Raw genomic sequence first — 19,465 nt, 5'->3', positions numbered from 1 at the left:
GTCGCTCGCAAATGGTCATGGCGTACTGTGCTAGGTTTTATAAATAGATTGCTAGTCCCATCAAGCAACCAGCAATGTTGACAAAGCGAGCCGTAGGGAGACGGCAAATTGCTGGCTGCTTGACGAGAGCGAGATAACTCTCGCAAACGTCTGAATTGTTAGGACCAACTAGCTTCTGGTTCTGCTGTAGGTTCTAGATAATCCGTTTCGTATTCAGTATCTACATAGATTTTTGTGTAGTTTTGTTTTAATGAACGAATAAATGCTTCAAACTCACTAATGTTTTTAATGGATGTTATATCAACGTTTTGTAGGTCGGTGATTGTCCAATAATCATCAAGTTTTTTCCAACGTTGTAATGGCACAATGAAATTCAATTGTTCATCATGTTCACATTCAAAAATCAGTTGTCCATTTTCAAACGACGACCACGAACGTCCCTCAACTTGTTCGAAAGAAAGTGATACTTCTACACTTTCATAGGTAGGACGGTCATCGTAATCCACTTCTAAACCTTCTATTTCAATATCATCAGCGGAAAACTTCATCCACCTTTCAAAAATCTCAGAAGCTTTGATTTTATCTGGTGTTTCATTCATTAAAATTGTGAAGTTATCTAGCAGTTTTTTATTTTGTTTAGCAGTAACATTGGAAAGCTCCGTAAGAACTGCATCCAATTTAACTAAATATCTACTAAAATCATGGTTTTCAATTTGCGGCACCATGACCTCTTTTAATTTCTTTTCTATTACTTTTGTGATGTCACCGTACGATCCGAATAAATCGTTTAAAGCAGCTTGAATCCCTTGCTCTACCTTTTCTCCAACTATTTTTTCCACTGAACCGTCTGCTAATTTTTGTTCCAAAACACTCTTGATTGCATTTTCTAATGTCATAATTAGGCTCCCTTTGTGCCTCTGGCACTTATATATTTGAACAATCTAGTTTTATTTGTGATATAATAGATTTGTATAAGTTGTCTCGCTGTTTAATCCCGCAAAGATTAAGCAGCTTTTTTATTGCCAACATGTGATGATGATTGGCACTCCGATAATAAACATCGTAATAACAGCACTAATGCAAAACTTTCTATGTGATTCTGGTACATCTTCTTCTGGTAAGTAAAAATAGTTATCAAGCCATTTCCACAACCTTATCCACCACCTTCGCTAGTACTCCATTCTTATTAAGCTGTTCAACAGTTGCCCATAACCGTTTGCGCTCATGTAGTTTTTCTAGTTGTTTCAACGAATTATGTAGGTCTCGTTCTAGTTGTTTTGCTATGTTGATACGACCTGCTTTTACGTGTAGTTTGATTACATCTGTTAGATCTTCGATACAAGTTAGTTCTCTATTAATCTGTTGATTCAGTTTTTCTAAAGCATCCAATTGAATAAGCCTCCTGTGAAAGCTGGCACCAGTGTCATTAATTGTGCTGCTTGAGCACATACATCTGTTCCAAATAAGATAGCAGCAGCTTGTACCTCGCTATTCGTTACTTGAGCCCACCTAATAAATGTTTCTAAATCGATCACCTTGCGACCACGTTCATATTTGCTTACATGTGATTGCGTTATATTAAGTTCATCTGCCATCTCTTCTTGAGTGATCTTGGCATTTTCACGAAATTTCTTTAGTATTTTCTTAAAATCAAAGCTCAAAGCGCTCATAATTTCATTCCTTCCATCAGTCTATAATGGACTATAGTCCATATTGGATTACCAATTTCTATCAAGTTAACTTAATATAGTGATAAGAGGTTGTTTGCCCCAACCTCTTATGATTTCTACTAGATTGGTAGTTTGATTGAGGCCATTTGCCCTGGCCTCTCCTATTAAATTGCTTTAACCAGTTGCATTGCCTTGGGTGCATTTGCCCGCACCCAATCGGTATTTGCATAAATCCATTCAAATAATAATTTTGTAGGTACTCTTGGGTGACCAAATTCTCTATTAACTGGGAAGTCCCTACGATTGAATAATTCGGCACATTTTGTTTCACCGATATCTACTAATTCCATAAATTGTTTTCTTGTTAATAGAGGCTTTAATGCGAATTTTGTTTGTCCATCAGCTACGCCTCTCAAATACGCTTTTTCAATAGCAAGTGATAACTTTTGTTCAAATAAATCAAATTCAGCGGATTCAATGTTTTGAACTTGCTCTTTTATACTCAATAGGAAAACCTCCTTTATTGAACTAGTTTTAATTGTCCTTGACCGTTACATGTTGTGATATCCATTCGTAATGACGTATTTGGCTGCCACATTGAAATAAATTTAATACCTTCTGCAAATCGCGATCTTGGTAAATCACCATAACGAGGTATTTGGAAATGGTTTTTAAAGTCACGCCAAAAGGCTGAAAATACTTGTTTACTTAGTTGTTTATAAGCATTAGCATCTTTCCCGCCTACTGCTTCCATTACAGCTTCATTTGCTCGTTTTCTGATTTGAGCTTCTTGGTTACCATCGATTCGCATAGTATCAACCAGTGTTTGCACAGTCTCTTTCACTTCAATGACTTCGCCTTTGATTGTTTTAATCTCTTGATAGTTTTTGAGTGAAGCTTGTAGTGCTAGTTCTACTGGATCTTGTCCTTGTTGTTCTTGTTTTTGAATAAATTCTTTCATCCTTTTAAATTCTTGGATGAATTTAATTTTTGTTTGCACAGCTTCTTTCGTGTTGTAGCTGAAAACTACGAGTGCAAAGGCTTCTTCTGTTAAATTGAACTTCGGATATTGTTTGCCTCTACTTTCGTAATTTGATTCCTCAAAATTGAGGAGTGAAAATTCTTCACCTGCAAATTCGATTTGTTTGCGAATGTCTCTCAAAACATTGTCATGACCTTTCCCGAACATGCCAGCGATTGTTAAGCTGTCTGTTATTACTTGATTGTCTTGAATGAAAACTAATTGATTCATAATAGAACCTCCTTGATTTGGTAGAGTAAAAGCCTATTAATTGATTTGCTAGATTTAAAAGTTAAATAGCCTTTTTATGTTCCTTTAAAGAACATTTATCTTCAAAAAAAATTGTCCAATCAAACCCTAGAGTAGCAGCTATCTTCTTTGCTACATCGACAGTAGGAGTCTTGATTCCTAACTCAATTTTTGTATAGTAACTTCGAGATATACCAGAAGAATCAGCTATTTCAAATTGAGTTTTCCTTTTAGAGACACGTATTTCTTTTAGCCAATATCTCATTTGAAACCTCCTTTCGTTCCTTTAAGGAACATCTTATAAACTTATAATAAGTTACCTAAAGGAACATGTCAACTAGTTTTTTAAAAATAATTACACTATTAGGAACATATATAGAAGTTACCCACAGGAACATATATTATTAGAGGAAACGTATTTATTATCTTATAGAAAGGAGATATTTTAATGGATGTATTTGCTCAACGGTTAAAAAAATGCAGGGAAGATTTAAAAAAAACGAATCCTAATTACACTCAAGCTTTTGTTGCCAACAAAATAGGAGTTGCAAGAACTACTTACACAGCTTATGAAAATGGAACAAAGATTCCACCACTTGATACGGTAATTATAATTGCTGACTTTTTCGGGGTTTCCTCAGATTATCTTTTAGGAAGAACAAACATTAAAAATCAAGGAGAACTAGCAGCACATAGGTCTGACAATTTTTTAGAAGATTTACCAGAAGAAGCTGTAAAAGAGCTTGAAACTTTTAAAGAATTTATAAGATCGAAATATGGAAACAAAGAGTAAAGTGGGGAATGTTTAATGCCAATTGTTGATACATATAAATTATGTGATATTGCTTTAGGTGAGGGTATAGTAATTGAACATTGGGATTTCCCCAAACCATTAGATGCTGTTTATTTCTTCGAACCAGGTCTCCCCCCTACTATCGGTATTGCAAATAGAATTAGATATGATTCTCCTTTGTATAGATGTATTTTAGCAGAAGAACTAGGTCATCACTTTACAACTGTAGGAAATAATATTGCTAATTCCCGAATGAATTATCATGAACGACTTAGTGTCGGTAAAGTAGAATACAAAGCCATGAGGTGGGCAACTGAAACTCTAATTCCTATAGAGTACTTGCGAATAGCAATTTTACAAGAAAAACATTGGACCAATTGGGTACTTGCAGAATATTTTGATGTTACAATTGAAATGATTGATTTCAGATTACAACTGCCTGATGCGGAAGAGTTGGTTATCTACACAAAATATAGAAGATACGGTTAATAACAATTTAATACTTATTACCTAACCACTTTTTAATGAGGTTTTTTTTATAACCTTAAATAGAACATATATTCTTATTGCAATACTGAATATGGGAGGAATGAAAATGTTTTGCGAGGAAATAAAATTAAAATCTGGTCAAAAACGTTGGGTCTGTGTTGCTGATGGACCACCTGACCCAGCAACTGGTAAGCGAAATCAAATATCTCGTAGAGGCAAATCAAAAAAAGAGGCGATGAATCGAGTTAACGATGCTATCTACTCATTACAAAAAGATGGGATAGATCAACGTGTTGGCCAAAGTATGACTTTCGACAAACTTGCCGAAGAATGGATTGAAACTTATGAATTAACTGGTGTTAAGAGAGGCACTGTTAGAATTAGAGAAAAGGAAATAAAAATTTTAAATAAGCACATTGCTAAAATGCCAATCATAGATATTACTCACTCAAAATATCAAAAATTATTAAATAAAATATCTCAAGAATATGCACGTAACACGGTTTCAGGTGTGCATGTCTGTGCCAGCATGATTTTTAAATACGCTGTCAAAGATAGATTGATTAAAGATAATCCAGCTACTGGTGCCATTGTTCCGAAAAAACGCAGGACAGTTGAAGAAATCGAGACAGAAACAATCGAAGAAGGTTATTTAACTAGTGATGAAGTGGAATCTTTTTTAAATGCTGTCACTAATCACGGTTTGGACCTAGACATAGAACGTTTTTATTTATTAGCTTTTACTGGTATGAGATCTGGGGAATTATGTGCTTTGAAATGGTCAGATATAGATTTTAGAAATAATACAATTCGAATTACAAAAACTCTATATAACGAAGATAATAATATGCGAAAGTATGAGTTAACTCCACCAAAAACGGATGGATCAATAAGAACTATTGAAGTGGAGAAAAGCATAATGGATTTATTAAAATCACATCGCAAACGGCAATTGAAAGTCACATCTAGGTATCGTCAGGAAGAATTGAATGAATATCACGATGGAAACTTTGTTTTTTGTCGCATTAATGGGTATCCATATATCCAAAAAACGATTATTAATCGAATGGCTAGATTGTTAGAACACACTAACATTAAAAAAGATGCAACTCCACATATTTTCCGTCACACTCATATTAGTATGCTAACCGAAGCTGGTGTAGATTTGAATACGATTATGGAGCGAGTGGGACATGATGACATGCAGACAACATTAAAAATTTATACACATGTTACTAACAAAATGAAAAAGGATGCCTCCGAGAAAATGACAAGCACTTTCGGAAACATCCTCCATAACATTAATTCTAATCTTTTTTAGAAAAAATGTTTGTTTTTCGTTAGTTTTTCGCTTTAAGTGATGTTTTTAACCTCTTGAACCGTTGATATATCAATGTTTTAGAGATATTAATTACATCATTCCTGGCATACCGCCCATGCCACTCATATCTGGCATTGCTGGTGCTGCTTCAGGGATATCTGCTACAACCGCTTCTGTTGTTAAGAATAGCGCTGCAACTGATGCTGCGTTTTGTAAAGCTGAGCGAGTTACTTTTGCTGGGTCTACTACGCCTGCTTCCATCATGTTTACCCATTCACCAGTTGCTGCATTGAAACCAATGCCAACTTCTTCACGTTTTAAGCGATCTACGATAATTGAGCCTTCAAGACCAGCGTTATTAGCAATTTGGCGAACTGGTTCTTCTAAAGCACGTAGAACGATTTTCACACCTGTAGCTACGTCGCCTTCTACTGCTTCAGCCGCTTTTTCCACTGCTGCATAGACGTTAAGAAGAGCTGTACCACCACCTGATACGATACCTTCTTCAACAGCCGCACGAGTTGAGTTTAAAGCATCCTCAATACGAAGTTTACGCTCTTTAAGCTCTGTTTCTGTTGCAGCACCAACTTTGATAACTGCTACACCACCTGCTAATTTAGCAAGACGTTCTTGTAATTTTTCTTTATCAAATTCTGAAGTAGTTTCAGCAAGTTGTGCACGGATTTGACCAATGCGTGATTCAATCGCGTCTGCTCCGCCTACACCTTCAACGATTGTTGTGTTATCTTTTGTTACCACTACTTTTGCTGCACGACCAAGTGCAGAAATGTCAGCTGATTTTAGGTCTAAGCCTAATTCTTCTGTAATCACTTGTCCACCTGTCAGGATAGCAATATCTTCAAGCATTGCTTTGCGGCGATCACCGAAGCCTGGTGCTTTTACTGCTACAGCATTGAATGTACCACGAAGCTTGTTCACAACAAGTGTTGCTAGTGCTTCACCTTCTACATCTTCAGCAATCATTAAAAGTGGACGACCTTGTTGTACCACTTGTTCTAATAATGGTAATACTTCTTGAATGTTTGTAATTTTTTTATCAGTAATTAAAATGTATGGGTTATCAAGAACCGCTTCCATTTTATCTGTATCAGTTACCATGTAATGAGACGCATAGCCACGATCAAACTGCATACCCTCTACTACATCTAGCTCTGTTGTGAAGCCTTTTGATTCTTCAATTGTAATAACACCATCGTTACCAACGCGCTCCATTGCTTCAGCGATTAGTTGTCCAACTTCATCATCAGCAGCAGAAATAGCAGCAACTTGTGCAATTTCTTCCTTATTGCTTACTGGGCGAGAAATAGCGTGTAATTCCGTAAGTGCTGCAGCCACTGCTTTATCAATACCTTTGCGGATACCTACAGGATTTGCGCCAGCTGTAACGTTTTTCAAGCCTTCACGAATAATTGCTTGAGCTAATACTGTTGCTGTAGTTGTACCATCACCAGCAATTTCGTTTGTCTTAGAAGCAACTTCTGCTACTAATTTTGCTCCCATGTTTTCGTATGGGTTTTCTAATTCGATTTCTTTTGCAATTGTCACACCATCATTTGTAATAAGTGGTGAACCGAATTTTTTTTCTAAAACAACATTACGTCCTTTTGGTCCTAATGTTACTTTTACTGCATTCGCTAATTTATCTACACCTTGTAACATTAATGAACGAGCGTCTTCTGAGAATTTAATATCTTTTGCCATGAGAATTTACCCTCCTGAAATGGAATATTCGTTAAGCTTCTTCAATATATTTATATCAATTTCACCTTATTGTCACATTTGTTTTGCAGACAATAAGCATCCACCTTACGTAAGGTGCGTTTAATGTTCTTATTCAATAATTGCAAGTATATCGCTTTCGCGTAAAATTAGGTATTCATTACCTTCAAATTTAACTTCTGTGCCAGCGTATTTAGAGAAAATAATGCGGTCGTCAACTTTAACGTCAAGCTCTACACGTTGCCCGTTCTCTAATACACGACCTGTCCCAACTGCTACTACTTTACCTTCTTGTGGTTTTTCTTTTGCAGAGTCAGGTAGTACAATACCGAATGCAGATTTTTCTTCTACCTCGATTAGTTCAATTACAATACGATCTCCTAGTGGTCTTAACAAGTGAAACAACCTCCTAATAATTAAATAATTGTTGATATTTATCAGCACTCTATATCAATGAGTGCTAACACAATTATTATGATAATCAATCACTCTTTTTTTTGCAAGTCAGAACTTCGAAAAATTTTGTTTTCTTTCCATATTCCTCTACAATAGAAAAGAAGCATATGAATGGAAAGGATTTTGACTGTGACTAATTCTCAAAAAGTAACGAAACATAAAAAAACAGCCCTGTATGTTTTGCTGATTTATATCTTGATGCAAATCTCTAGCAGATGGTTGCTCTTACCGTTCCATAAGCTCATCATGAAGGTAACGGGTTTAGCTTCTGAACAAGCAGCTCCCATTACTCAAGGTTGGTATATTGCCTTAAGTTTTGCTGTAGCGCTCATTTTAAGCTTAATCCTTACATCTCGAGATAAGGCCTTCTGGAACATTTATCAAGGAAAAAAAGAAACAATACCACTTACAATTGTGTGGGGAATCATCGGCTTCTTCCTAGTCTTCTTTGGGCAAATGATTGGTGCAGCTATTGAGATGGCTGTTTTCGGTATTGAAGGAGGCTCTCAAAATACTGCTGATATAGTTGCGATAGCTAAAGGGGCTCCCATTGCCATATTAGCAATTGTTGTATTTGGACCCATTTTAGAAGAATTCGTCTTTCGCAGAGTGATCTTTGGCTCGCTTGTCCAAACAACAAATTTCTGGGTGGCAGCAATTGTGAGTGCCATTTTCTTTGCGATTATCCACTTCGACTTCTCACATATCTTGCTTTATACCATTTGTGGTTTAATCTTCGCCTTTTTATATCACAAAACAAAGCGCATTTGGACGTCTATTATTGCACACGTCATGCTTAATGGATTTGTGACACTTGTACAATTCTATGCGGAACCATTGCAAAAGTTTCTTCAAGAACTAGAAAAAATGCAATAAATTTTTGTAAAGCCCAAAAGGTAATACAAAATATAGACAAAATTGTATAGGTACCAATTTAATGTAATGTAATTTAATTACATCATGTTAGATTTCAGTATAAATAGCCTCCATTACAAAAAGACAATAGCTTTCCCAATTTAAAAATAGCAACAGAAAACTATTCGTTATCTGTTGCTATTTTTTATTTCGGAAACAAAATTTGTAAAAGTCCGATAATACTCTATAGTTTATAGAGAGATAAAAAAAGAAAATATTAACATAAATACAAATTTTCTGTAAATTATGATTGATTAGCCATAATGCGAATGTTACACTTGATTTAACTCGAGTGTAGCTTACTTTTAATAGCGCTTTAAATGATTAATTATAGGAGGTATTAAATATGCAAGCAAAAAAAATAATTAGTGGTGTGTTACTAGGATTATCCGTAACTCTATCAGGAGCACTAATTTCTTCAGCAGAAGAAATAGAGAATAATGAAACTAATAATGTAAGTACTGAAAATAATAGTGAAATTTCACAAAACTCTGGAGAAATAACTCCTTATGCTGTACACGAAAGATGGGTTTCAGGAATTAGAAAACCTTACTCACTTTTCTCAACAGTCGAAAAACAAGTATTTCATATAAACGGCGATTGGAGTGGTGTACTTAATTTAGTAGCTATTGAAGATTCATACGATATTTTCACAGGAAAACGCATTAAGGTGGGCGTTTATGAGGGGTGGCTATATCCAAGATAGTTTAAAAGTACACATATTTTTAATCGAGAATTTCTACTCTTTTCTAGTATTATAAAATAAGTACTAATTTAAAGAAAATCTATTTAGTATTTGAACTACACCTCAATTGGAGGTGTAGTTTTTTACGGATAAATTTAGAATAAAAGAAAAACTAGAAACAACTAATTGCTTAATAATTGATGGGAACATAATCGAAAATTTACTGTCAAATGCGATAAACAATATAACATTTCTAAATTACACATCATAATTCAAATTAGGTGTACTAAAATACTTAACTTATAATAGTTAGTTTTTGAAAATTAACCACATTATCTTGTAAAAAGCCTGTTTGAATTATAAAGTGTTTTACATCAAGCTTGCATGTAACATAATAAACTTTATTTTGTATACTTCTAACTAATTACTAGGAATAATATACTTCTTGGCTAATTTATCAATAAGAAAGAACTTCTTGAATATATTTTCTCCTTACTTATAATTTACTGCTATACTTTGACATAGCAAACACCCAAAAGTTAGATTTTCATGCTAACTTTTGGGTGTACTTCAATTTTAAAATTGATTATTGTTTTTTTAATTCTTCAATTTGTTTCCGTTGTAACTCAAGTGCCTCTTCAATCTGGCGCTTTTGTTCAGCTTCCTGCTCTTCTTTTAATCTCATTTCTTCTGATTGCAAGTATTTTTTATAGCCAATACGTGAAATCATAATGCTTATTTCATATAGCATAAACAATGGTATTGATACCATTAAATGCGAAGCCAACTCCGGGGGTGCAATTATAGCTGCACACACAAACAGACCAAAATAGGAATACTTTCGAAAACGCACTAGTATTTCAGGAGTTAACATTCCAATACGTGAAAAGAATAGTACTACAATCGGCAATTGGAAAAGGAAACCAAATGGAATTGTAAGTCTAAATAAAAATGAAAAATACTCTTTTATGCCAATTGTTGGCTGTATGTCTAATTCATTCGATAAACCCATCATAAATTTTATGACATAAGGAAATAAGTAAAAGAAAGAAAAGGACAGCCCTGCTAAAAATAATAAAAACGAATACGGAATATACTTTAAGGTTGCTTTTCGTTCTATGTCCCTTAGTCCTGGACTTATAAATGCCCACAATTGATACATTAAAATTGGCGAAGAAACAATAAAAGAGATTAAAAATATAACTTGAATATAAATTGAAAGCGGTGTTACTACATCAAATGCATGGAGTTCTATATTATAGGATTCTCCAGTAATTTGAAGATATTTAACAATTGGCTTTGCGACAAAAAAGGCGCCGGCCATAGCTAGAACAAAGAAAACGGCAACAATGAACAGCCGTTTTCTTAATTCTTCTATATGCTCAATGACAGTTAGATCTTTTGGATTCATTCCTCAACATCCTAACTTACTTATCTAGTTCTTTCTTTTTCTTATCATCATCATCTTCGTCGGCTAAACCTTTAGTAGCATTTTTGAATTCACGTAGTGTTGAACCAAATGCCTTACCAAGCTCTGGTAACTTTTTAGGACCAAAAATTAGTAACGCGACAACTCCGATAATAATGAGGCTCATAGGACCAATACCACCCATTACAGCCACCTCCTCTTTATATCCATCATTTTAACGCATATTTCGCCATTTTGCTAACTAATTATATGTGAAAGTTTTTCGTCACTCTCACTGATTTGACCCCATTTTATTTAAATTATCTATCTTGACAGAAACGGTGAATTACACTTAAAAATATGTATGGTTTTCACTCTTCCTGATTACGAATTAAATAAATAAGCGCTTGCAACTCTACCGATAAATCGATGGTTAAAAGCTGCATTCTTTCAGGTACTGTTAATCGCTCTGGCGTAAAGTTTAAAATTCCCTTTGCATTCATGGCTGCTAAGCGATCCGCCATTTTTTGAGCGGAGCGTGGTGAAACGGTTAAAATAGCAAGCTCTGCACCGTATTCTGCATATTTTTCTTCCAATAAATCTGGATGAAAAACAGGAATGTTACTGATCATTTTGCCATCCTTCGGTGCTTTTGAATCGAATGCTACCACAATATGTGTATTATGATTTTTTTGAAAATTATATTTTAATAATGCACTGCCTAAATTCCCCACACCAATTAACGCTACTTTTGTCGTTTCATGTTGATCAAGCGTCTGGCTAAAAAATTGTAATAGATGCTGCACATCGTAGCCATAACCCTTTTTCCCAAGTGCACCAAAATAAGAAAAATCACGGCGAATAGTTGCAGAATCTATTTTCATCGCTTCACTCAATTCCTTCGACGAAATACGTTCCATACCTTCTTGTGCAAAGTTTTGAATAAATCGATAGTAAAGAGGAAGTCTTTTTGTAGTGGCTTGTGGAATTTTTAATTCTTGTTTCAAACTTTTTCCTCCTTATGATGTACCTCCATCAATTTTACTGTCTTTAACTACTAATTTTAATACATTCATCCTTAACAATATACAACATTTTTGCAATCCCCTGCTGTATTTCTCTTTAGTTAATGGCGCCTTATACGCAGCTAACTAAAAAGAAATCGTTTCAATCTTACATGACTGCTAGGAATAAGTAAAGCACGGACATTGCATGCAAATCGTTCATCCATTACACTAAGGTAGAATTGAGGTGTCAAGAATGATTGTTTTACAGGTCAATCAACTAACTAAATCCTTTCTTGCAGATGAAATTTTAAGTGGTGTTAAATTAGAAGTTCAACACCGTGACCGTGTTGCCTTAGTAGGACGAAACGGTGCAGGTAAATCTACTTTATTAAAAATAATTGCTGGTCAAATGTCCTATGATTCAGGCGATATCATTATCCCAAAGGGTATTCAAATAGGCTATTTAGAGCAACATGCAGGATTAAACTCTACGCTAACGATTTGGAATGAAATGATGACTATTTTCGAATCACTTTTAGCACAAGAACAGCTCCTACGCTCACTTGAACAACAAATGGCTGATCCTACTGTTTATGAAAATCCTACTATGTATGCGAAAGTTATGTCGGAATACGATCAATTACAGCATACGTTCAAGGATGCAGGTGGTTATCAATATGAATCAGACATACGATCAGTCCTTCATGGTATGCAATTTTATTCCGAAGACTATGACAAACCCATCAGTTCCTTATCTGGTGGACAACGCACACGTTTAGCACTTGCTAAGCTCTTACTTAGTAAACCAGATCTTTTAATTCTCGATGAGCCTACTAACCATTTAGATATCGAAACATTATCTTGGTTGGAATCCTATTTAAAGGGCTATGAAGGCGCAATATTAATTGTTTCCCATGACCGCTACTTCTTAGACCAAGTCGTTTCTATTGTCTACGAAGTATCCCGTCATCGTGTTACCAAATATCCTGGTAATTATAGTGCTTATTTAGATGAAAAAGCTAAAAATTATGAACGTGATGTCAAACTCTATGAACGTCAGCAAGATGAAAAGGCCAAGCTAGAGGATTTTATCCAAAAAAATATTGCACGTGCTTCTACAACAAAAATGGCACAAAGTCGACGTAAAATGCTTGAACGTACAGAGTGGATGGAATCCCCGGACGGTGATGAGAAATCCGCTAGTTTCGGTTTCTCGATTGAACGTCAAAGTGGAAATGATGTTTTATCTGTTGACGAATTAACGATTGGTTATAATGATCGTACCATTTCTAGTGGGATAAACCTTCGCACTTTTCGCGAGGATCGGATTGCCCTTGTTGGTCCAAATGGAGTTGGTAAATCGACATTATTAAAAACAATTGTAAAGGATTTAGCCCCTCTTGCAGGCAGTATTCGTTATGGGACGAATGTACAAATTGGCTATTATGATCAAGAGCAAGCAAAGCTCTCGAGTAATAAGAGTGTCCTGAAAGAATTATGGGATGAATGGCCACTCATGAACGAAAAAGATATTCGTACTGTATTAGGCCGTTTTCTTTTTAGTGGTGAAGATGTGGATAAAGCAGTATCCTCTTTATCGGGTGGCGAGAAAGCACGCCTTGCGCTCGCAAAGCTAATGATGCAAAAGGCTAATTTCTTAATTCTCGATGAGCCTACCAACCATTTAGACTTAGATAGCAAAGAGGTTTTAGAAAATGCTTTAATTGATTACCCTGGTACGCTTCTATTTGTCTCACATGACCGTTACTTCATTAATCGTATTGCGACGAAAGTGGTGGAGTTGTCTGGAACGGGTTCTTTTGAATATTTAGGTGACTACGATTATTATATAGAGAAAAAGCAGGAACTATTGGAACTAGCACAAATGAATGCTGCCTCTCAACCCCAAGTACAGCAAGATCTGCCTGATAAAACGTCTACATCAAAAATAGATAAAGAGGCAAAAAAACGTGAACGTCAAATTAGACGTACGATCGAAGATTTAGAAAGCAAGATGCAAGAAACATCTGCTATTGTTGCAAGCCTAGAAGAGGCTCTATGTGACTCTGCCATTTTCACTGACCATGAAAAAATTTCAATGCTTCAAGACGAATTAGCAACTGCTAAAGAACAGCATGAGCTATTAGTATTAGAATGGCTTGAGTTAAATGAAGAACTCGAAAATATTAATATGTAAAGATGTAAGCCATGTGACCTTTCACATGGCATTTTCTTTACTTGTCTTCATTTTTCATATATATTGGTCAAGTGCTATTTTTCGACAAAAAATGCCCACAGTTTTATACACACTATAAATCTAGTAATACCAACATATCAACAGAGTTTTCCACACTGTCCACAATAAAAAATTATTTTATCCACATTGTAACGTATAAAACAAGCTACTATATATTGAATAATCACAAGTTATACACAAGTTATCAACAATTTGTGTATAAGTACGCGTGTTCGCTATTTATTTCGCTCTTTTACCTGTGGATAATTTTCTGAAAAATTTGTCAATTTAGTTGTTTTTACTTATTATTCCCTTAGCACCGTTCCTTTTTATCAACAATTATTCGACAATTAAAAAGAGATATCTAAAAATATAGATACCTCTTTTCCATACTATATCCAGGATTTTAACTCCATTCCTGGACGTCCATTCATCATTAAGTTTCCTCGAATACCAGCCTCATACATCGGCATAGCAGCTGCGCCAATCATTGCCGCATTATCAGTACATAATTTAAGCGGTGGTACAAAAAACGGGATACCTTCCTCTTCAAATACAGCCTCCAAAGAAGTTCGCAAACCTTTATTTGCGGCTACACCTCCAGCTGCAATAACCTGTTTCACCTGATACTCACGAGCAGCACGCAATGTTTTAGCTGTCAGTACTTCAACAACACTTTCCTGAAAGCCCTTGGCAACAGCTGCTGGTGAAATGGCTTCACCTCGTTGATCCATATTATGTTTATAATTGATGACAGCTGATTTTAAACCGCTAAAGCTAAAATCATACGAATCCTCTTCCAACCATACTCTTGGAAAAGGCACAGCCTCTCCTTCCTCATGAGCAAGACGATCAATATGTGGCCCACCAGGATAAGGTAAATTTAAAACACGTGCCACTTTATCATATGCTTCACCAGCTGCATCATCTCGTGTTTCACCAATGACCTCAAAAGAACCATGCTCCTTCATATAGACAAGCTCTGTATGACCGCCTGAAACTACTAGTGCTAATAAAGGGAACTCCATTGGCTGAACAAGCGCATTGGCATAAATATGACCTGCAATATGATGTACACCCACAATGGGTAAGCTGTTCGCAAAGGCAAAAGCCTTCGCCGCATTAATGCCAATCAACAATGCCCCTACAAGACCTGGACCCTCTGTAACAGCAACCGCATCCAAATCTGACGGCTTTAGATTTGCTTGAGCTAAAGCTTCTTCAATTACCATCGTAATTTGTTCAACATGATGGCGTGATGCAATTTCTGGGACAACTCCACCAAAACGCTTATGACTCTCTATTTGAGAAGCAACAACATTCGACACGATTTCATGACCATTTCGAATAATCGCTGCAGCTGTTTCATCACAGCTTGATTCTATTGCTAATATCATTCCATTATTCATTGTAAATTCACCCACATGACAAGGGCATCCTCCCCGTTATCAGTATAATAGCCTTTCCGTATACCACCATCTTGGAATTGAAGCTTGCGATAAAGATTTTGTGCAACGGTGTTCGTTACACGTACCTCCAATGTCATAACCTCCATTCCATGTAAACGAGCTATTTGCATCGCCTCACGCATTAATCCCTCGCCTATACCTCGACCACGAGCACCCTCAATAACAGCTACATTCGTAATTTGGGCTGCATCTATAACCATCCACATCCCACAAAAACCAATAATACTTCCATTTGCATCCACAGCCAGCACATAATGAGCATACTGATTTTCATGCACTTCATAGTAAAAGGAATCCAACGTCCAAGGTACAGGAAATGAAGCTACTTCAATTTCATAAACTGCTGGTACATCATCAGAAACCATTTTACGATAAGTTACATCACTACTCATGTTCTTTCTCCTTCTGTTCTTTCAGCCAATTTGCTTCAGCCTCTGCAATTCGTTTATATTGTGGTACAAAGTGATGAGTAGCTTCAACACTCGGTAACTCCACTTTAGTTCCTACACGAATAACTTCCGTTGCACGTGGCAAGTCAAGACTAAAAGGTGCACGCAAAGCGTTATCACCAAGCTCTTCTACGATGTTATCCCAAAAAATGCCCACATCTGTTCCTACAAATAAAATAGGTGCATCTAATGCCCTTAAACGTTCTAATAAATCAGCGATATGTGCATGATGATCTTCCACAAGAGCCTCTAGTGTCATTCCTTGATAAACAGCTGTATAAACATTGTCTCTTCTTGCATCAAAAATTGGACAAATGAATCCATTATAAAGGGTAGCATTTGCAGCTAATGCTTTTAAGCTAGAGACGCCAACTAAAGGTATCTGTAATGTCCAAGCTAGGGTTTTCGCTAATGTCACACCTATGCGGACACCTGTATACGAACCTGGACCTTCAGACACCGCAATCACATCCAAGTCGCCTGCCTTTAAGCCTGCTCTTGCTAATATTTCTTCGATAGCGGGCATTGCGCCAGCAGAATGCGTTAATTTTATATTTTGCACCATCTCGGCTACCACTTTTCCATCCCTCACAATAGCAACGGAAAGTGGTGTATTCGCTGTTTCTATTCCTAACCAAATCATTTCATTAGCTCCTCACATAGCGCCTTATAGCGTTCCCCAGTAGGTATTAACACAAAACGTCGTTCATTATCTCCGATTCGGTAAATCTCTATCGCTAATCGATTCTGTGGCAAATCCTGTTCAATTAAATGCGCCCACTCTACCACTGATACTGCATCTCCATAAAATAATTCATCCCAACCAAGGTCCTCGTCACTTTCAGCCAGACGATATACATCTAAATGATTGAAGGGTAAACGTCCTTCATACTGTTTAACAATCGTAAATGTTGGACTGTTGACTGTTCTCTTCACACCAAGCCCCTTTGCTAAGGCCTTCGTAAACGTTGTCTTGCCTGCGCCCAAATCTCCTTCTAATGTAATCGTATCTTGAGCTTCTAGTAAATTGGCAAGTGCCATAGCAAAACGTTCTGTATCATCAACTGAATTCATGATTATTTCATACATTCTCATTTTTCCTCTCATCACTACATTACCTCTAGTTTACCTAAACTAGCGAAAATGTTCAAAGCATCCAATATCATTTATATCCTACTTAGAATGTCGTCGTTAAAAAGCCTAATTCAATACATAGGTTGCTTATTTAAATGAAAAAACACGTCTTCATTTACGAAGACGTGACAACGATTTATCTTTTTGAATGACCTTTCACTGCTATGATTTCTTTGTCAACTAGTTTATCATCCTTAAATTTCACTATATAGGCCTGTGTCATCAAGATTTCATCATTCCAACGATATTCATTATTTTTGATCTTTTTACCTGCGCCGCCTGCTGCTTTTACTACCTCAATATATGACATATCATTTTTTAATTTCTCAAATTCTACTTCGTTCATATTTTTTTGCCAGTGATACGCATTTGATTCTTCAATCTCTATAATAGGATCTCCACAGCCTACCATCATTATCATGGAACCAATAAGCAAAGGTAAATAAATACTTTTAAAAGAATAATCTTTGCTCATATAAACACCTCCGTAGCCAATCCGATTACTTCTACTTTTTACCCCTAATCTTTATATTAGAAACACATCTAATTTTACCTTATAGAAACGCTATCATTTATCGGTAATTTTTACTATTTTTAGATAATGTTAAATAAATACAAATAATTATATTTATGTAAATAATATCAATTATTTCACGAAGATTAAGCCGTTTTTTAGACACGATTGAGATGCTTTTGGGGAAATAGATGTTGTTTATGAAATAATAAAGGGAGGTTGGTCTCAAATACTTCACAGATTGTTATACTTTTAGCCCCTTTGTTTCTACTAGGCGAGGTTGATCCTTTAGGAGTTATTCATTTGTCATAAAATTTCTACTTAGGTTTCCTAATAAGCTCCTGAATGATGAATTGGATCCATACTCCGATAAAATATAAAAAGTCCTTATGATGTAAAATCATAAGGACTGTAATATCAATTTAAATGGCGGTCCCGACCGGGATCGAACCGGCGATCTCCTGCGTGACAGGCAGGCATGTTAACCGCTACACCACGGGACCTCTTTAAGACATTTATAAATATATCATAGAAAACATAGATATGCAATATCTATTTTTATATTTTCCCTTAATATATTTTCCAATACTCTCTTAACTAGAAAATAGACCTTATCTTGTAATGAATTTTCTATACAATCAACTTCTTAATTTTATATAAGCTCTAAACATAATGCATATTTTGCAGTATATTTAACTTTAAAGGGGGAAACATAACATGCCAAAATTAGAGCAATTACAAGCAGCCTTACAGCTACACGAAACCGATGCAATTATTATTACAAATGCTCAAAATCGTCGCTATCTAACCGGTTTTACAGGTAGTGCAGGTACAGTTATCGTAACGAAGACGCGCGCACTTTTATTAGTAGACTTCCGCTATACACAGCAAGCAACAAATCAATGTGACACCTTTGAAGTACTAGAGATTGATCGCAACCGTTTATATGAAACCATTCAGGAAATTTTTGAACAGGAATCAATTCAAACAGTTGGTTTTGAGCAACATCATGTTACTTATTACAGCTATCAATTAATGAAAAGCAAATTGACAGCCATATTAAAACCAATGCCTACTATTGTAGAAGATTTACGGATGATTAAAACGCCAGAAGAAATTGAAATAATTAAAAAAGCAGCATGGATTTCTGATGAGGCATTTAATCATATTCTGACATTCATCAAACCTGGTATTTCAGAACTTGAGATAGCCTATGAATTAGAGTCTCATATGCGCAAAAATGGTGCAACGGGTGCAGCCTTCGATATGATTATTGCTTCTGGCCATCGCTCAGCACTCCCACATGGCGTAGCATCGTCTAAAATAGTGGAGCAAGGTGATATGCTGACAATGGATTTTGGTGCTTACTATCAAGGCTATCGTTCTGATATGACAAGAACGATTGCTGTTGGAGAACCATTAGAGCAATTAAAAGAAGTATATCAAATAGTCCATTATGCCTTACAACATGCCCTTTCCAATATCAAACCTGGTATTACTGGACAAGAGGCAGATCGTTATACACGAGACTACATTACTGCAAAGGGATATGGACAAAATTACGGACATGGTACAGGACATGGCATAGGCTTAGATATCCATGAAAATATATTTATGTCTACCATATGTAAAGACATTTTAGAAGAGAATATGGTACTAACAGTAGAACCGGGTATTTATATACCGAATGTAGGTGGTGTTCGTATCGAGGATGATATTATCGTTACAAAAGAAGGCGTTGAAGTCATTACCCACTCTCCTAGAGAACTTATTATTTTATAGACATTTTAAAGAGTAATTACAATGACTGTAATTACTCTTTTCATTAATATAAAAAAACAGTCAGCACACAGCTGACTGTTTCATTTGCCTAGCGACGTCCTACTCTCACAGGGGGAAGCCCCCAACT

24 protein-coding genes and 1 tRNA gene are annotated in these 19,465 nt (G+C 35.9%); 7 read left to right on the top strand and 18 right to left on the bottom strand.

Annotation, left to right across the window (positions count from 1 at the left end; translation table 11 throughout):
* Nucleotides 1–158: 158 nt before the first annotated feature.
* The 7 genes from CD31_RS02220 to CD31_RS02195 all read right to left on the bottom strand — a co-directional run bounded on the left by CD31_RS02220 (nt 159) and on the right by CD31_RS02195 (nt 3,205).
* Entirely contained in the window at nt 159–896 is a 738-nt protein-coding gene (locus CD31_RS02220; protein ID WP_036075484.1) for a hypothetical protein, read from the bottom strand.
* 120 nt (nt 897–1,016) lie between these two features.
* Entirely contained in the window at nt 1,017–1,151 is a 135-nt protein-coding gene (locus CD31_RS23930) for a hypothetical protein (protein ID WP_280522785.1), read from the bottom strand.
* The gene (locus CD31_RS02215) at nt 1,135–1,389 is read right to left on the bottom strand and encodes a hypothetical protein (protein WP_036075482.1); all 255 of its coding nucleotides are present in this window, start codon (nt 1,387–1,389) and stop codon (nt 1,135–1,137) included. Before CD31_RS02215 ends, CD31_RS23930 begins: the two co-directional genes overlap by 17 nt.
* Nucleotides 1,377–1,670 carry a helix-turn-helix domain-containing protein gene (locus CD31_RS02210; protein WP_036075479.1) on the bottom strand — a complete coding sequence of 98 codons (294 nt, stop codon included), beginning with the start codon at nt 1,668–1,670 and terminating at the stop codon, nt 1,377–1,379. The genes CD31_RS02215 and CD31_RS02210 overlap by 13 nt, the downstream gene beginning before the upstream one ends.
* 164 nt (nt 1,671–1,834) lie before the next feature.
* Complete coding sequence (locus tag CD31_RS02205) at nt 1,835–2,176, bottom strand: hypothetical protein (RefSeq protein WP_052125302.1); 342 nt, start codon at nt 2,174–2,176, stop codon at nt 1,835–1,837.
* Between the two features lie 14 nt (nt 2,177–2,190).
* A complete protein-coding gene (locus CD31_RS02200) occupies nt 2,191–2,922 on the bottom strand; it encodes an ORF6C domain-containing protein (RefSeq protein WP_036075476.1) in 732 nt (243 codons plus the stop codon).
* Nucleotides 2,923–2,983: 61 nt separating this feature from the next.
* Entirely contained in the window at nt 2,984–3,205 is a 222-nt protein-coding gene (locus CD31_RS02195; protein ID WP_036075474.1) for a helix-turn-helix transcriptional regulator, read from the bottom strand.
* A gap of 183 nt (nt 3,206–3,388) precedes the next feature.
* On the opposite strand from CD31_RS02195, the gene CD31_RS02190 reads away from it, so the two are divergent.
* The 3 genes from CD31_RS02190 (at nt 3,389) to CD31_RS02180 (ending at nt 5,543) form a co-directional block, all read left to right on the top strand.
* Nucleotides 3,389–3,733: a helix-turn-helix domain-containing protein gene (locus CD31_RS02190; RefSeq protein WP_036075472.1), complete on the top strand. Its 345-nt coding sequence runs from the start codon at nt 3,389–3,391 to the stop codon at nt 3,731–3,733.
* A gap of 15 nt (nt 3,734–3,748) precedes the next feature.
* Nucleotides 3,749–4,222 carry an ImmA/IrrE family metallo-endopeptidase gene (locus CD31_RS22655; protein WP_052125301.1) on the top strand — a complete coding sequence of 158 codons (474 nt, stop codon included), beginning with the start codon at nt 3,749–3,751 and terminating at the stop codon, nt 4,220–4,222.
* 106 nt (nt 4,223–4,328) lie between these two features.
* The gene (locus CD31_RS02180; protein WP_036075469.1) at nt 4,329–5,543 is read left to right on the top strand and encodes a tyrosine-type recombinase/integrase; all 1,215 of its coding nucleotides are present in this window, start codon (nt 4,329–4,331) and stop codon (nt 5,541–5,543) included.
* Nucleotides 5,544–5,633: 90 nt separating this feature from the next.
* On the opposite strand, the gene groL is transcribed toward CD31_RS02180, so the two are convergent.
* Together groL and groES are read right to left on the bottom strand one after the other, a co-directional pair.
* Nucleotides 5,634–7,265, bottom strand: a complete 1,632-nt coding sequence (gene groL / locus CD31_RS02175; protein WP_036075467.1) for a chaperonin GroEL — start codon at nt 7,263–7,265, stop codon at nt 5,634–5,636.
* A 129-nt stretch (nt 7,266–7,394) separates the two neighbouring features.
* Nucleotides 7,395–7,679, bottom strand: a complete 285-nt coding sequence (gene groES / locus CD31_RS02170) for a co-chaperone GroES (RefSeq protein ID WP_004224358.1) — start codon at nt 7,677–7,679, stop codon at nt 7,395–7,397.
* A gap of 189 nt (nt 7,680–7,868) precedes the next feature.
* Here groES and CD31_RS02165 point away from each other — a divergent pair, with 189 nt between their 5' ends.
* Entirely contained in the window at nt 7,869–8,615 is a 747-nt protein-coding gene (locus tag CD31_RS02165; protein WP_319839681.1) for a CPBP family intramembrane glutamic endopeptidase, read from the top strand.
* Between the two features lie 385 nt (nt 8,616–9,000).
* The gene (locus CD31_RS02160; protein WP_036075464.1) at nt 9,001–9,360 is read left to right on the top strand and encodes a hypothetical protein; all 360 of its coding nucleotides are present in this window, start codon (nt 9,001–9,003) and stop codon (nt 9,358–9,360) included.
* A 565-nt stretch (nt 9,361–9,925) separates the two neighbouring features.
* On the opposite strand, the gene tatC is transcribed toward CD31_RS02160, so the two are convergent.
* The 3 genes from tatC to CD31_RS02145 all read right to left on the bottom strand — a co-directional run bounded on the left by tatC (nt 9,926) and on the right by CD31_RS02145 (nt 11,754).
* The gene (gene tatC, locus CD31_RS02155; RefSeq protein WP_036075463.1) at nt 9,926–10,750 is read right to left on the bottom strand and encodes a twin-arginine translocase subunit TatC; all 825 of its coding nucleotides are present in this window, start codon (nt 10,748–10,750) and stop codon (nt 9,926–9,928) included.
* Nucleotides 10,751–10,766: 16 nt separating this feature from the next.
* Entirely contained in the window at nt 10,767–10,952 is a 186-nt protein-coding gene (locus CD31_RS02150) for a twin-arginine translocase TatA/TatE family subunit (protein WP_008176991.1), read from the bottom strand.
* Nucleotides 10,953–11,118: 166 nt separating this feature from the next.
* The gene (locus CD31_RS02145; RefSeq protein WP_036075461.1) at nt 11,119–11,754 is read right to left on the bottom strand and encodes a redox-sensing transcriptional repressor Rex; all 636 of its coding nucleotides are present in this window, start codon (nt 11,752–11,754) and stop codon (nt 11,119–11,121) included.
* A 253-nt stretch (nt 11,755–12,007) separates the two neighbouring features.
* Between CD31_RS02145 and CD31_RS02140 the strand changes: the two genes are divergently transcribed.
* Nucleotides 12,008–13,951 carry an ABC-F family ATP-binding cassette domain-containing protein gene (locus tag CD31_RS02140; protein WP_036075459.1) on the top strand — a complete coding sequence of 648 codons (1,944 nt, stop codon included), beginning with the start codon at nt 12,008–12,010 and terminating at the stop codon, nt 13,949–13,951.
* 431 nt (nt 13,952–14,382) lie between these two features.
* On the opposite strand, the gene tsaD is transcribed toward CD31_RS02140, so the two are convergent.
* From tsaD to CD31_RS02110, 6 genes are all read right to left on the bottom strand, one after another.
* Entirely contained in the window at nt 14,383–15,399 is a 1,017-nt protein-coding gene (gene tsaD, locus CD31_RS02135; RefSeq protein WP_016993018.1) for a tRNA (adenosine(37)-N6)-threonylcarbamoyltransferase complex transferase subunit TsaD, read from the bottom strand.
* Nucleotides 15,396–15,851, bottom strand: a complete 456-nt coding sequence (gene rimI / locus CD31_RS02130) for a ribosomal protein S18-alanine N-acetyltransferase (protein WP_016993016.1) — start codon at nt 15,849–15,851, stop codon at nt 15,396–15,398. The genes tsaD and rimI overlap by 4 nt, the downstream gene beginning before the upstream one ends.
* Complete coding sequence (tsaB, locus tag CD31_RS02125) at nt 15,844–16,551, bottom strand: tRNA (adenosine(37)-N6)-threonylcarbamoyltransferase complex dimerization subunit type 1 TsaB (RefSeq protein WP_036075456.1); 708 nt, start codon at nt 16,549–16,551, stop codon at nt 15,844–15,846. The genes rimI and tsaB overlap by 8 nt, the downstream gene beginning before the upstream one ends.
* Nucleotides 16,548–16,997: a tRNA (adenosine(37)-N6)-threonylcarbamoyltransferase complex ATPase subunit type 1 TsaE gene (gene tsaE, locus CD31_RS02120; RefSeq protein ID WP_016993010.1), complete on the bottom strand. Its 450-nt coding sequence runs from the start codon at nt 16,995–16,997 to the stop codon at nt 16,548–16,550. The genes tsaB and tsaE overlap by 4 nt, the downstream gene beginning before the upstream one ends.
* Nucleotides 16,998–17,178: 181 nt before the next feature.
* On the bottom strand, nt 17,179–17,517 hold the full coding sequence (locus CD31_RS02115; RefSeq protein ID WP_036075454.1) for a hypothetical protein: 339 nt from the start codon (nt 17,515–17,517) through the stop codon (nt 17,179–17,181).
* Nucleotides 17,518–17,983: 466 nt separating this feature from the next.
* A tRNA-Asp gene (locus tag CD31_RS02110) sits at nt 17,984–18,059 on the bottom strand.
* Between the two features lie 214 nt (nt 18,060–18,273).
* Here CD31_RS02110 and CD31_RS02105 point away from each other — a divergent pair.
* Nucleotides 18,274–19,338: a M24 family metallopeptidase gene (locus tag CD31_RS02105; protein ID WP_016993008.1), complete on the top strand. Its 1,065-nt coding sequence runs from the start codon at nt 18,274–18,276 to the stop codon at nt 19,336–19,338.
* The last annotated feature ends 127 nt before the right edge of the window (nt 19,339–19,465 follow it).

The organism is Lysinibacillus boronitolerans JCM 21713 = 10a = NBRC 103108, from assembly GCF_000772935.1.
GTDB lineage: Bacteria > Bacillota > Bacilli > Bacillales_A > Planococcaceae > Lysinibacillus > Lysinibacillus boronitolerans.
Note: the sequence above shows the minus strand (reverse complement) of the source record. Positions and strands in the feature narration are given on the sequence as shown.

Coding starts and splice junctions, on each gene's coding strand:
- CD31_RS02220 (WP_036075484.1), bottom strand. CDS start 896: ATGACATTAGAAAATGCAATCAAGAGTGTTTTGGAACAAAAATTAGCA.
- CD31_RS02210 (WP_036075479.1), bottom strand. CDS start 1,670: ATGAGCGCTTTGAGCTTTGATTTTAAGAAAATACTAAAGAAATTTCGT.
- CD31_RS02200 (WP_036075476.1), bottom strand. CDS start 2,922: ATGAATCAATTAGTTTTCATTCAAGACAATCAAGTAATAACAGACAGC.
- CD31_RS02195 (WP_036075474.1), bottom strand. CDS start 3,205: ATGAGATATTGGCTAAAAGAAATACGTGTCTCTAAAAGGAAAACTCAA.
- CD31_RS02190 (WP_036075472.1), top strand. CDS start 3,389: ATGGATGTATTTGCTCAACGGTTAAAAAAATGCAGGGAAGATTTAAAA.
- CD31_RS22655 (WP_052125301.1), top strand. CDS start 3,749: ATGCCAATTGTTGATACATATAAATTATGTGATATTGCTTTAGGTGAG.
- CD31_RS02180 (WP_036075469.1), top strand. CDS start 4,329: ATGTTTTGCGAGGAAATAAAATTAAAATCTGGTCAAAAACGTTGGGTC.
- groL (WP_036075467.1), bottom strand. CDS start 7,265: ATGGCAAAAGATATTAAATTCTCAGAAGACGCTCGTTCATTAATGTTA.
- CD31_RS02160 (WP_036075464.1), top strand. CDS start 9,001: ATGCAAGCAAAAAAAATAATTAGTGGTGTGTTACTAGGATTATCCGTA.
- tatC (WP_036075463.1), bottom strand. CDS start 10,750: ATGAATCCAAAAGATCTAACTGTCATTGAGCATATAGAAGAATTAAGA.
- CD31_RS02150 (WP_008176991.1), bottom strand. CDS start 10,952: ATGGGTGGTATTGGTCCTATGAGCCTCATTATTATCGGAGTTGTCGCG.
- CD31_RS02140 (WP_036075459.1), top strand. CDS start 12,008: ATGATTGTTTTACAGGTCAATCAACTAACTAAATCCTTTCTTGCAGAT.
- tsaD (WP_016993018.1), bottom strand. CDS start 15,399: ATGAATAATGGAATGATATTAGCAATAGAATCAAGCTGTGATGAAACA.
- rimI (WP_016993016.1), bottom strand. CDS start 15,851: ATGAGTAGTGATGTAACTTATCGTAAAATGGTTTCTGATGATGTACCA.
- tsaB (WP_036075456.1), bottom strand. CDS start 16,551: ATGATTTGGTTAGGAATAGAAACAGCGAATACACCACTTTCCGTTGCT.
- tsaE (WP_016993010.1), bottom strand. CDS start 16,997: ATGTATGAAATAATCATGAATTCAGTTGATGATACAGAACGTTTTGCT.
- CD31_RS02115 (WP_036075454.1), bottom strand. CDS start 17,517: ATGAGCAAAGATTATTCTTTTAAAAGTATTTATTTACCTTTGCTTATT.
- CD31_RS02105 (WP_016993008.1), top strand. CDS start 18,274: ATGCCAAAATTAGAGCAATTACAAGCAGCCTTACAGCTACACGAAACC.